This is a genomic window from Bacteroides sp. 51 (genome assembly GCF_010500965.1).
GTDB lineage: Bacteria > Bacteroidota > Bacteroidia > Bacteroidales > Bacteroidaceae > Bacteroides.
Window position 1 is genome coordinate 1 of the sequence record NZ_QVMI01000024.1, and the last position, 13,303, is coordinate 13,303.

Annotated in this window: 11 protein-coding genes; 3 read left to right on the plus strand and 8 right to left on the minus strand. The window is 40.4% G+C overall.

Annotated elements, in window-relative coordinates:
* Positions 1 to 164: 164 nt before the first annotated feature.
* From istB to D0T87_RS16670, 6 genes are all read right to left on the minus strand, one after another.
* Entirely contained in the window at positions 165 to 932 is a 768-nt protein-coding gene (istB, locus tag D0T87_RS16645) for an IS21-like element helper ATPase IstB (RefSeq protein ID WP_163176301.1), read from the minus strand.
* Between the two features lie 38 nt (positions 933 to 970).
* Positions 971 to 2,575: an IS21 family transposase gene (gene istA, locus D0T87_RS16650; protein ID WP_239063725.1), complete on the minus strand. Its 1,605-nt coding sequence runs from the start codon at positions 2,573 to 2,575 to the stop codon at positions 971 to 973.
* 649 nt (positions 2,576 to 3,224) lie between these two features.
* The gene (locus D0T87_RS16655; RefSeq protein WP_163176259.1) at positions 3,225 to 4,085 is read right to left on the minus strand and encodes a hypothetical protein; all 861 of its coding nucleotides are present in this window, start codon (positions 4,083 to 4,085) and stop codon (positions 3,225 to 3,227) included.
* A gap of 2 nt (positions 4,086 to 4,087) precedes the next feature.
* A complete protein-coding gene (locus D0T87_RS16660; protein WP_163176260.1) occupies positions 4,088 to 7,783 on the minus strand; it encodes an ATP-binding protein in 3,696 nt (1,231 codons plus the stop codon).
* On the minus strand, positions 7,767 to 8,345 hold the full coding sequence (locus tag D0T87_RS16665) for a hypothetical protein (protein ID WP_239063727.1): 579 nt from the start codon (positions 8,343 to 8,345) through the stop codon (positions 7,767 to 7,769). Before D0T87_RS16665 ends, D0T87_RS16660 begins: the two co-directional genes overlap by 17 nt.
* Positions 8,346 to 8,351: 6 nt before the next feature.
* Positions 8,352 to 9,548, minus strand: a complete 1,197-nt coding sequence (locus D0T87_RS16670) for a hypothetical protein (protein WP_163176261.1) — start codon at positions 9,546 to 9,548, stop codon at positions 8,352 to 8,354.
* Between the two features lie 193 nt (positions 9,549 to 9,741).
* Here D0T87_RS16670 and D0T87_RS16675 point away from each other — a divergent pair, with 193 nt between their 5' ends.
* From D0T87_RS16675 to D0T87_RS16685, 3 genes are read left to right on the plus strand one after another with little or no spacing between them, the layout of a single operon-like run.
* Positions 9,742 to 9,966: a helix-turn-helix transcriptional regulator gene (locus tag D0T87_RS16675; protein WP_203558713.1), complete on the plus strand. Its 225-nt coding sequence runs from the start codon at positions 9,742 to 9,744 to the stop codon at positions 9,964 to 9,966.
* Entirely contained in the window at positions 9,941 to 10,264 is a 324-nt protein-coding gene (locus D0T87_RS16680) for a HipA N-terminal domain-containing protein (protein ID WP_163176262.1), read from the plus strand. Before D0T87_RS16675 ends, D0T87_RS16680 begins: the two co-directional genes overlap by 26 nt.
* Positions 10,261 to 11,262 carry a type II toxin-antitoxin system HipA family toxin gene (locus D0T87_RS16685; RefSeq protein WP_203558714.1) on the plus strand — a complete coding sequence of 334 codons (1,002 nt, stop codon included), beginning with the start codon at positions 10,261 to 10,263 and terminating at the stop codon, positions 11,260 to 11,262. Before D0T87_RS16680 ends, D0T87_RS16685 begins: the two co-directional genes overlap by 4 nt.
* Before the next feature lie 110 nt (positions 11,263 to 11,372).
* On the opposite strand, the gene D0T87_RS16690 is transcribed toward D0T87_RS16685, so the two are convergent.
* On the minus strand, positions 11,373 to 11,990 hold the full coding sequence (locus D0T87_RS16690; RefSeq protein WP_163176263.1) for a chloramphenicol acetyltransferase: 618 nt from the start codon (positions 11,988 to 11,990) through the stop codon (positions 11,373 to 11,375).
* A gap of 85 nt (positions 11,991 to 12,075) precedes the next feature.
* Entirely contained in the window at positions 12,076 to 13,272 is a 1,197-nt protein-coding gene (locus D0T87_RS16695) for a glycoside hydrolase family 88 protein (protein WP_163176264.1), read from the minus strand.
* Positions 13,273 to 13,303: the final 31 nt, after the last annotated feature.

Here is a 13,303-nt window from a genome sequence, read left to right on the forward strand (position 1 = left end):
TACGCTCTTCTACGCAACCAACAGGGTGTTGGCCGCAATAGGGAAAGGGCTGAGAATTAACTATGCGCATAATGCTGCTTAATTATGAAAAGTTACTTAATAATTTATTCTTTACTGACACAGTTTAAATTACAGTCTCGTCTGATTAGACGTTTCAAATATAGTTATCTTTCATTTGTTTTCAACATTTTTTGTGTTTCTTTTACCCGATATGACTGTCCATTCATGTTTATCAGATACGCTTTATGTGTCAGTCTATCTACCATTGCGGCTACCAATACCTTGTCTTTGACAATTTCTCCCCACCTGCTAAATGCCAGGTTTGTAGTTATAATGGTTGTTTTCTTCCCAGCCCTGAGTGATAAATGGTTAAATAGAAGTTCTCCTCCTTCCTTATCACAGCTGACATATCCAAATTCATCACATATAACCATATCATACCTTTGGAAGCGCAATTCGAGTTGCCTAAGGCTTTTCTGTGATCGGCACTCCCTTATTTGTGTGAGCAAATGGGGTACAGAAGTAAAAAAGACGGTATACCCTTCTAAGCAGGCTTTGATACCCAGTGCTATGGACAGATGCGTCTTACCTGTTCCCGGATTGCCACAAAACACAATATTACGTCCTTCGTTTATAAATTCCAATGTTTCCAGTTCGGGCAATGCTGTTTGTGCATCTTTAGGTAGTTCTTCCCTTACCAGTTCTTGAAGATATTTAAGTTCCGGGAATCCAGCTGTCCTGACCCGCTGTTTTCGACGATTTTCTAGGCGCGCATCCATTTCCTTGCTGAGCAGGCTGCATATAAACGTTCGATAACTCCATCCCTCCTCTGTAGCCAAAGAGATAAAATCCTCCAGTTCATCCCTCAGGACAGGCAGTTTAAGCTCTTTGGCGTAGTTAAAGGCTCTTTCCTTTTCATTTAGATTTTCCATTTGTAAATCATTTAAATTAAGTTCCATATAATTGTTTTTTAATTAATTGTTGCCATTTCATTTATACTATTCCCTGTATCCATTATGCGGGACAGATCCATCAGTATCCTCATGGATTCATCCTCTATCTGTGAAGATTCGTCCTGGAGGTTTCCACCCAGAGAGATTAATTCGTCACCTGTACTTTCATCCTGAGTCGTGGCATGCATCATCGCTTTAATTTGATCAGCAGATATGCTCTTTAAACCGCGCTCTATCAATGCATCATATGCATCTACAATATCAGTGTGGGTAAAATGATGATCTCTGGCATACTGTAACAAGAAGACAAAATCCCTGGCCTTGTCTGTAAAATGCTTATTAAACAATGCCTGTATCTTGGGGGGCATTTGCTTTAGGGCCAACGAAGAATTTAAGGCTCCTGGTTTACGCTCCAATGTGGTCAGGTAGTGCTCCAGTTTAACAGACCATCTTTTGGACCCGGAGTATATGCGCTCATGTACGGCCACTTTGTCGTTATTATAGAGGATGACAAGTTTTTCGGAGTATATCTTAACGGTGACGGTTTTACCAACCAATGTATCGGGAACCGAGTAATGTGAGCACTTCATACAGATAGTAGACCACTTATCTACCTTATATTCCGCAATTTCGAAGCACCCCATTTCATTTACATAAGGATTTAGAGCTTCTAGGTCTGCGGCAAGGGATTCTTCTTTGCCTTGCGTAAAAGCAGAAGCGCTACAGGTGTTAATCTTTTCACAGGTAGCCAGTAAATGCCTGCCGGCATCTTCCAGATTTTTAAAATGTAGATTGATGCTAAAGGCTTTGCGCCTGATATATTCCACCGAACGTTCCACGTGTCCTTTTTCCCAACCCGCACGGATATTACAGAAACGGTAATGGAAACGGTAAAAGTTGCTCATACGAAGCAGTGCATCGGTAGGTTTCTTTTCCACTCCGGCGAACTCCTTGATAGCTACGCGCATGTTGTCATAAACCATCATGGCGGGAACACCTTTTACCTGACGGAAGAAATTACGGTGGCTTTCCATGAAGGCAAGGGTGTTCTGATGGCGGAACAACCATGCATAGCGTCCGTTACTATGACTCAGGGTAAATACAGCTATATACAGGCGCTGAAGCTTCCCGTCAAGATAGATTTTTACTTCTCCCCAGTCAAACTCGCAGGATTCTCCCGCAGGATAATACCCTCGCACGAAGGCTTCTGAGGACTTAACTTCTTGTTTTTGCTTTGCAAGGAAGCTAATGTATTTACAAACACTCGGATAGCTGATTTGGAAGCCTTTTTCAAGCAATAGTTCGTAAATGTCTTTACCACGCATGCATTGCTTCTTAAGCCCCATAGCTCGTTTACGTTCGTTCTTGGCAAGGCAGTCGTCTATTAAATCTTTTAAACTGCCAACAATAACCCTACGCCCTCGTTTGGAACTGTCATAACGGGGAACTGTGGTTAAAATAGTCTCCAATGAAGCTTCAGGATCACAAGCCCTTAAAGCTGATTCATACTCAGAGATAATCTTGTGTACTGTTTTTCGGTTGATACACAACTCTCTGGCTATAGCCCGTTTACTGTAACCGCGGGTACGGTACATATGTATAATTGTTTGTTTTTCCACCATTGTTATCATTTTTACCCTTTGTGTTGATTTAATCACAAAGGAATTTATAATGTTAATTAGGAGAGATAAAATTCAGACTTTTAATATGGAATAGGTCTAAAGTTTTATCTAACTGGTGGTATACTTTTCAATTATTTTAGTGGAATACTTTTCAGTTATTATCTACAAGCTTTGGAGTCGGAAAGTAACCATTCATAAACAAAAGAAATAACAAACAATTATAAACTGTTGTAAACACCTATTTTTCAGAGGTTTTTCTTTGCATTCAATTTTATTCTTACTTAGTTTATTATCTGTTTATTTATGGTATATTTGTACCACATATGTATCAAGCAGTGTAACAACAAACATTTATACCACGATTCAAACTAGAAAGTCACCGTTTGCAACATAATGCAACGTACTGCAATATAAATTGGGGGAGCGTATCAAAAATATGCGATCAAAAGAACCGATAAAGAAGCTACCTGACTAAGCTAACCAAGTTTGATAACTAATCCTATTAAGTTTCCAAACCAAGCCGACTTAAATTCTCTCAACAAGAAAGCGTGTCAGAAACCTCCTGAATGGGGTTGTTTCCGTAGGTCTAAAGGCTACTTGCGTTTAGACTAAAAGGATGATGTCGTTTTAGTCTAAAAGGTATCAGTGTTTACACATCACGCACCAGCACCTCCTGATCCACCCCTCTCCTATACCGATGAATAATTCCAATCAGCTCCGCCACCTGACTCTCTGTAATATCCACCATATCCACACACAACTTCTGCCGATCATATCGTTCGTAATTCCCATACCTTTCAAATAGTTCTTCAATACCCGGAGGGACGAAAAAAGAACACCTTCCATTCGGCAGATGCCTTTTAAATTCATTCATATAAATATTGATCCCAGCAAAATCAAAATCCCCAAAATGAAGATAAGGATTAGGTATAGCCTTAAGCCAACGGATTACATCCCCGTGCTGATTCTGAGGATAACGACTGATAAAAAGCGGTTTCATATCCTTAAAGAGATACCTCTGTTTTTCGATATAGCGGAAACTCTCCGGATTCTCAACGCCGACAATGGTAAGCTGAGGGTCAGGAATAAAATGTTCGAAGTCGTACACAAAGTGGAACAAACCCAGAGTGGGATTCAACAGCGTTTGTTTTCCGTTTAAACAGACCTCTACCGGATCGTAACAATTAACGAGAAACCCTTTAAAACTGCGGCTTCTTATCAGTTTTGAATCTGTAGAAACCTTTATGAGGCTGGCGCGTAAAGTATCTTCTTCTTTTAAAACCGAGACGTATTCATCCAGATTGGCGATGGAGTAATGATTGAGTAGATACAAATCAAGCTGCTCTTGGTTTAGTAAGAGGATGTATCCTCGATTTTTACCGATTCTATAGAGGATATTCTCAAACTGTAGTTCCTTGAAAACGGTCTGTGGAAGCTGACTAGCGGGAATTCTTTCTCCCTGGCGGAGCAAGAGTAGTTTTTCGGCAACGGGCAAAGATATCTTTTCCATATTTATATACGATTGTTTGTGATAATACGGTTGATAATGGTAATATCCTTCCCTATCTGCGTGTCCCGTTGCTTGCTGAGTTTATAGGTATATTTATATGCCAGCGCGTCGAATGATTGCGGCGAGCCGTTAACAAGGAAGATGTTACGGTCATTAGCAAATTTCAGGATGCCACGGACGTTGTTGGGATGGAGCTTTCCTATCTCGTCCATCATGCAATGCAGGCGAAAATCCTTAAACTGATTTTTGGTAGCTCCCTCTTTGAAGACGTTGAGCAGCATGATATTGATCATGGCTTTTACGAGGACATCTGTACCGTCGGAGCCTACATTTGCCAATTTATCTACCCACCCTGTATCGTTATCGTTTTCGATAACCTTGAATTCGAGTTCAAACGAATCGCTCAGGGAGATGGTGCCTGTTTTGTATTCTGCAATGGATTTACTTAAGGCAGAAAGGTACTGAACCGCCTTTTTGTTGTTTTCCTCCCGACTTTGTTCATGGGCGTTGAATAAGTTCATCTCACCGAAGTTGAACAAATTTTCATCGTTGAACGCTTTTATTTCTTCCAATAACTGCACTATTTTGTTGCTACTCGATATCATCCGCAGTTCGATGCTTTTAATTACGCCTGCAAAGTTTCGCTTTACAAAGTCGCTGTTTATTTCATTGATTACTTTGCGGATATCCTTTTCTTTGGACAGCAGTTGGTCCGTTTCGTTGCCCACCTGCTTTATGATATTGGAAAAGAGTTCATTTACCCGTTTCTCGTATTCGTTTATCTTATCTTCCTCTATAAATTCGCGAAGGTCTTCTGCAAATTGAAGATATTCAGCATCTTCAATGAGCTTTGTTTTAAATTTGAAGATGTTGTTTTCGCTAAAATTTCCAGTAAACTTGTTGATGTTTTCGCGCAACGTGTTGAACTCCTTTAACCGGGAATAATACTTACCGTTCAGCTCTTCGATGATGGTAACGCCATTTTTTTCGCTTGGGGTTTTGATGTCCGTATCACGGAATTTGTCGGTGTGATCCAAGTAAACCTCCGTAATTTGAAATTCCGCAAACTTCTGTGCATCAGCTTCAAAGCCTGCCAGTTGCGTCTCATAAGTGGTGATGCGGGATTTGATTTCGTCCTGTTCACTCCTGAGTTTTTGCAACTGTGCCTGATACTTATTTCCCGCTTCCGTTAGTTTATTTTCAAGCAAATCACGTTGCGCCTTGAAATAATCTACTTTGCTGAACAGTTCTTTCTCGTCTTTCCGGTAATTGAAAGTGAGTTCGGTATGCTTTTCTATGAAGCTTAATTCGGTAGCAATGGTTTGCAACTGCTTTTCCAGTGAGGCTATTTTTTCGGTATCCGCCCCCTTGTCTTTAAGTTCTTTGGTTTGACTATTTCTTATCGCTTGCACCTCCTGCCGGGTTTTCTCTTTCCTTTCGGCGATGGTTTGAGCTATAATTTCTTTATCTGCTTCCGTGAGTTGAAGCTTTTCTTTGATCTTTGCTTCCTTCTCTTTTTGCTTAGTTTTGATTTTTCTGTCAATCTCAGCTTTTACTGAAGCCAATTGGTTTTCGGCTTCTGTTTTACTGGCAACTACCTTATCAAACGATTGATTGACTTCATCGATGCGGGCTTTTTTATCTGCTTCGGCACGTTGCTCCCAACCACCGAGTTCTATATTCGCCTTTTCAACGTTTTTTGTTTCTTGCCCAATGTTATATTTACACCTCTCTATCTCCTCCTTATTCTTTTTAATACTGGGAAGATATTTCTTCTTCAATGCCTCCAGTTGGTCGGCGAGCCTTTTATCTTCCGCGTCATTCCGGATTTTAAGAGATGCTATTTCTTTCTCCAACGAAGCAATTTCGCTTTCATAATCATCTACCGTTTTTACCTCTTTCTCTATTTCGTCGAGGTTGATTTGCAGGCCATACAAGCTATCCGGTGCCACATTCGTTTTGCGGGGTGATAGTCCTGTTCTAAACAGCACCTGTTCCTGATCGATAACTTTACCGATGTTTTTTTCCCATCCGGGATACTCTTTGTTGAGCCAGCCATAGAGTGAGTCTTTGCTGTTTTCAATCCGGGTACGGATAATGGTTATTTTCTCAGTCAATTGCCGTATCAGTTCCCGGTTGTCATTTTTCAGTCTTTCCGCTTCCACCTTCACATTTCCTTCCTTTAGCTCCCATTGGGTTTTTAGGGTGGAGTTTTCGTTCCCCAAACATGCAATGCTGTTTTGAGCCTGCTGCATCTGCTCGTTGGCTATACGGATTTTCTCTTTGCACTCATTTATTTCCTGAGCGTACCAGACTGTATTTTTGGCTTCGAACAGCCTATTACGAAGTCTGGAGCTTTCTTCTTTTTTCTCTTCAATCAACTCAGCTATTTGCTGTATTTTGCTTTCCGATTGCTCGCGTATGGTGGAAAATATCTTTTCATATTCATGGGCGAGCACCTCTTTATAGGTATAATAATCAATGTCTAGCTTTTGAATCTTTTCTTGTTGGATGTTCCGGTAGGCTTCAAACTGGTTGTTGAGCTGCTCCACCTGAATCTCGTACCGTTGTTTTATTTCGTTGAAATCTGTTTCCAGCAATGCTTTCTGATCCTTTATGTTTTGTTGTTCGCCCAATAAGTCGCTTTTCCGAGCCACCCGTAACAGAATGTTTTGGATATCGCTCTGCTCATACTCTTCACTTTTCTGCCTCGCTTCTTTCAACTTATTGACAAACACACCTTTATCTTCCGACAGTTTATTTTTACTTTTCTCGTAGGCTTCCCATTTGCTCTTTTGGCTCTGAATGATCACTGCTTCTTTCTCCATTTCCTTAGTCCGCCTTGCATCGAGTTTTACTTGTTGCTCTTCGTTATCTTTCAGCCTGCACATTATTTCAACCGCCAATCTTTTGAAGTCCTGATCTATAAAACGGATGGTGGAGTGATTTTCCACAATGCTGCCGGCAAGTTTACGTATGCGGTTCCCTCCTTTTACCGTTTCCGTCCATAATCGAATATCGTTGAGTTGCGTTTCAAAGTCTTTCAGATGCAGCGTGTAGGTAGAAAGATCAATAGGCATTTCATCTTCATTGAGCGACTTGATAATGGTATCTTTTATGAAATCACTCTCTACTTTGTAGTTGAGAAATACGTGTTGAATGGCGCGCGGTATATTTTGATATCGTTTACTTTCCAGTAGGGCGTATTTGCGAAATTCGGCTCCAAGTCCTTTATTGTTTCCGTAAATAATGTTCCGGTACTCTTCGTAGCGGTCTATCAACCGAGTGTATTTTATCCGGTCGCGACTCAGATTTTCGCGCACCGCATCCCACGATTCCGCAATTCGCCCATCGGTTTCGTGAATGAAATAGGACTGTCTATATTCCGAGTTGAAAAAGCGAAACACTACCCTACCCTGCGATTTGTAGGCAAGCACACAGAATGAACCGTTTTCGTGGGCTACTTCATAGATAATGAAAGAGTTCTGGTAAGGGAAATAAAACTCCACGAACCGTTTTTTCTCTACTGGTATTCCGAGCTTTTGCTGGTTGGCATTGTAAAAGAACAATAATGCTCTTAGTAGGGTACTTTTCCCTACTCCCTGAGTGCCTGTGAGGTGAACATTTCCGTCGAGTTTAACTTCGGAATAACGGATATTTGCACTTTCGATAAATATGATTTTATTCAGGTATCTCATTTTTCGCTTCGTCGGTTATGTGTATAGTTAAAATTAAATCTTCCAGGTATCTGAAAGAGGAGAGTACTTTATATTGATCCGAGATTTCGTTTTCCAGCTCCATAAAGCGGTCACTTCTCATATCACCAATTATCTTTGCCAATACTTCCGAATGTTTGGTTTTATTCGGAGCATACCTTTTTAGCGCGTCTATCTTCGTTTTCAGTTCGGCATTGAGGTTGAGTTGCACTAAGATGTCCGACGGTGTAAAACGGAATCCGGACCCGAAAGCATTGTCGAAGGTTTTAAAGAATTCGAGGATATCAATCCACTTAAACGCCTGTTCTATCTTGCGTTCGAGGTCGGCCTTAGCTTCCACGCGCGAAAAATGATAGTAGCCATCGCCTTTTTCGAGGGTAAAGTTTATTTGCCGGAAGTATTCGTAAAGGTTATCATAATGCTCCTCGTTGTCGAGTATATTGTACAATTTCCTTTCCAGTTCGTCGGTGCAATTCGAATTTATAAGCTGTCCTTTGCTTAGTATTTCGAACACTTGCGCTGTTTGTTTCGGTACGTTCATCATGTTTATTTATTTAGGGTACACCACGGCATATTCAATGTCATTCATTGTATGATAGTGATTTGTAAATTCAAATTCATCTTCATATAGGGATATAAGCTGGCAAAATATCGTAACCTGTTCATCGAACGATACTTCTTTTTCATAAGGGTATTGTATCACAAAGTTGAAAAGATTATTTCCCGAGGCGATAAAACTATTTTTGACCTCTTCGAGGTTGATTTGCACATCCAATTCTGTTTCTTCCTTTAAAAGTCCGGGCGGCAAAGCAGGTGCCAGCGAGGCTCTTTGCTTTACTTTGAGGTGTATCTTGGCATTGGCTTTGCGGATGGATTCAATTACTTCGTCTCGTCCAAGGTAGTCGAGCGACAGTTTCAAAGGATAATGAGTTTTCTTTTCAAAGATAACATTCCGGTTGGCAGACAGTACGCGCTCTATATCCGTATCATGGCGGATGGTAAACTGGTCTTTAAGATATTTCAACTGACGTAGTTTTTCTACAATCCGGCTCTGATATTGTATTTGATTCAGGTATTCAATAATTTGCTGTTGTGCAGCAATAATATTGTGTCGGCACTCATTGAGTTGTAGTTTCAGGTGATGGATGATATGCAACAACTCATCATCAATAGCCGTTGTGAAGAAAGTTTGCTCATCCTTTCCGTTTATCAACTCCTCGATGGACTGGATGAAGAGCGAAAGGTTGTCTCGTTTCTTATCCAGCGATTCGAGTTTGGCCTTTTTAATCTTGTAGTTAGGTTCGTTTTTGAATGTATTGTCAATATTCCGTTTCAGGTCAACCACATTTCGCAGTGTTAGGGTGCCCATCTTTCGGAGTGAGCTTTTGATGGTTCGCAGGTAGTTGTACTTGCGATGTTCATTGTTTTCCTTGAAATAGTAGTTGATATGGTCTTTCAGATGCTGGATATTGGAGTCTATCAACGAGATGTTGATTTCTTCGTTTACCTCGAGTATCTGTTCAAAAAACTGTATGTACTGGTCGTCAATTTCCAGGAAGCTGCCATTCTCACGAATAACCGAATGGTCAATCAGGTACCGGAGGCGGTTGTCGTCGTGATCGACTAATTCCAGCGCATAATCGTACTTATAGGAGAATGTCTTGCGTTTTCCGAACATTTCTGCCAATAGAGTGCGCTCACGGGCAAGGACGCTGAGGAGTTCTTTTATATTGGAGAAAGTGTTCATGGCATAGATTTGGATTATTTGCAAGAAAACATACTGTCACAAATTTACAAAAAACATCATGATTAATGGGGATTTACAATAATAAAATAACTCAGGCAACATAGAAATATTACTTAGGCAATATATTGCACCATTTGTATTAAAGATGAAATTTATTCCATATCTTTGTATAAATGGAATTATATTGCACCTTATGGATATAAAAGAAATAATTAAGAGAAGAAGATCTGTATTGAGAATTACTCAACAAGATTTAGCGGAATTATCTGGTGTAAGTCTTCGTACGATAAAAGATATAGAATCGGGAAGTGCTAACCCTTCATTGGGTATTCTTTCGAAAGTTGCAGATATTCTGGGTATGGAAGTCATTTTGAATGTAAAAGATAAGATAAATGAGACAGGCAGAAGTATACATTAATAGAATATTAGCAGGAGTATTAATGGAAACTGACCATCAGAAATACATATTCAGATACGACGATCAGTACTTCAATGCCAAAAGCAGTAAAGCCATTTCCGTGACTCTACCTCTGTCTCAACAAGAATATCATTCTGATTACTTATTCCCCTTCTTTTTCAATATGCTTTCTGAAGGTGTAAATAAACAGAGATATTGCCAACTATTTAAAATTGATGAGAATGACGATTTCGGACTGCTTCTTGCAACAGCTGATGAAGATACCATTGGTAACGTAAATATCAAAAGGATAAAATGATGAAAGAAATAACCGTATGCCCATCTACATTACAAAAAGGACATAACACATACTGCACAGCAGCTATTAAAGATCTTTTTGATGGAAAAAAAGTTTCCCACATACTCGGATTTAGCCTTGATGACGAAGAAGATCAGGATGGTGATGCGATTGAAGGAAAGATATCCGTTTCGGGAGTCCAGGAAAAGCTTTCTGTAGTGATTGATGGAAATAATCTTCGCCTTACCCGCAAAGGTGAACAGGGAAAATATATCATAAAACCTGCACCGGCCTATCGTTTACGTTTTCGGCATCATATACCGGCTAACGAACATTTAACCATGCAAATTGCCAGACAAGTTTATGGCATCCGCACTGCTGAAAATGGTCTTACATTTTTCTCAGATGGTCGTCCTGCATATATTACCAAAAGATTTGATGTTTTACCTGACGATTCTAAAATTGCTCAGGAAGATTTTGCATCACTAACACATAAAACGACAAACACCGATGGAAAAGACTTCAAATATTCTGGCTCGTATGAGGACATAGCTATAAAGATAAAGGAAAATGTTTCTGCCTGGCAGGTTGAAATGGAACGGTTTTATAAATTGGTACTATTCAATTATCTTTTTTCTAATGGGGATGCACATCTCAAAAATTTCTCCTTGCAACAAACATCAGATGGAGATTATGTACTTACGCCGGCTTATGATTTGATGGATACTTCTATTCATACGGATGATACGGACTTTGCACTAGAAAAAGGACTATCTGAAAATATGGAGAAATCAGATACATACATTCGTACCGGACATCCGTGTAAGAATGATTTTATAAATTTTGGTAGACTGATTGGAATATCTGAAGCGCGAATCAATAAAATGATTGACTTATTTTCCACTGAACAATCGAGTGTGAAAACTCTTGTGGAATCTTCTTTCTTAGAAGATAAACAGAAAAGAATGTATTTACAGAATTATAAAACAAGATTTGACAGATTCCAGAGAAATGACTGATATTGAAAAACGTTCCACGCCCCTCCATCTCCCATTCCTATGTACAAAACGTTCTAACATTATATATTCCGGCTGCGAAAGAATTGCAACAAGCCGTGTGTGCTAATGAATCAAAGGTACTCCAGAAACTGCCCGACATGATACCCATCCATCAAACCATGATGGCAAGTAATTGAGACGGGAAGCATCAATCTATCTCCTTCGCGAAAGAATCTTCCTGTTGAGATTTTGGGAACGCTATCGCCCGATCGCATACTGGTAGGGTGCTTCATATCGGTAAAACTATACCAGGGAACGGCAGAGTAATGTATGGCGTTAGGGTGAAATACACCCGTTTTGTTTAAACCTACGGTATTCTGCAAACGATCCATTTCGGCCTTTGCTTTTTGTACAAAAACAGCCTCGTCGGCGTCATACTCAAAAGAGGCAAAAGAAAAAGTATGATCTTTCCGGCCTACAGTGGCTTCGGGCACAAGACTATCATAACAAACCACATCGTCTCCTTCAATCCGGTAACGGAATTCTTCTACTTTACAAGCAGCAGTAATGATGCGGTGCAATATGAGCAAAGAAAAGGAAAGCCCCTTTTCCTTAGCATATTGGTACGTCTGGGTACAATCCACATTAACGGTAACTCCAAAGAAAGGATCGTCAAAGGCACTGAAGTGTTCAAAGTGCTCTCTACGGTTCCATGTAGTTTTATCTATTATCTTTTCTATTTTACTCATTGCCGATAATTAATCTTAAGATTATCTGACAAAGATAGTATAAGTTGCATAATTACACGATGTTATCTGCCAGCGAATATAAAAATTATAGCAACTTCTTATAACGCATCAATGCTTCTATATAATAATAGTCAGCATAAATAATAGACGCATCTATTTCGGAACCACCCGGCCAGTGTCCTGTTGAATGCAGCAAAAAGGCTGGTTTACTTTCCCGGCATTGATAAACCGGAGAACTCAAACTCTCCAGCATCTTCACAGCCGCATTCCAATACTCCTCACTCTTCTTGCCTTCAAAGTAAGTAGAGGTTTCGAGTAATGCAGATGCAACGATGGCTGCCGCTGAAGCATCGCGTGGAGCATCCGGAATGCCCGGAGCGCTGAAATCCCAATACGGAACATAGTCTTCGGGAAGACCTTTCAGGTATACATCCGTGATCTTTTCTACAAAATCAAGATACTTCGGATCGCCGGTTTCGCGGTAGCACATGGTATATCCATAGATGCCCCATGCCTGTCCGCGTGCCCACATCGTATTGTCGGCATAGCCCTGATGGGTGACACCCTTGATAAGGTTGCCTGTTATGGTATCAAAAACGGCAACGTGATACGAGGTATAATCGGGACGGAATAAACTTTTCATTGATTTATCCGCATGGCTTACGGCAATATCATACAGTCGTTTGTTTCCTCCGTTCTTAGCGGCCCAGAAAAGCATTTCCAGATTAATCAGGTTGTCCATAATGGTGTTGTGCGGCCAGTTACGCGGTTCCACTTCGCGAGGCCAGGACAGGATGGTTCCAACAACCGGATTGTAAAGTGTGGCCAATGAATCGGCTACAGCCAGAATTACATTTTTATATTCAGGCTTCCCCGTCAGGCGATAGCCATTGCCATAGCTGCAAAATATCAGGAACCCAAGATCGTGGTCATATGCAGGAATATGCGCAAAGTACTCCAATGATTCTGTGAATTTCTCGGCCTCACCTTTGATCTTCTGATCTTTGGTATATTCATAGTCATACCACAACACACCTGGCCAGAAGCCCGAAGTCCATTCTTCTTTAGTTGTTTTGCGGGTATGCCATACGGTAAGGCTATCCATAATGTTGCGGGGCATCATTGTATAATCAATGCTTCCTCCATTGCTCAATTCATGCAATGTACGGTCGACTTGTGCAGCGCAGTAATCCAACGCTTCATCCGCATTTATCGTTTCTCTGGTTGGTTGAGAGCAGGCATAAAGCCCTAAAAAAACTAATCCTAAAACAATCTTCTTCATCTTCTATATTAATTTCTTATGTATTTCACCT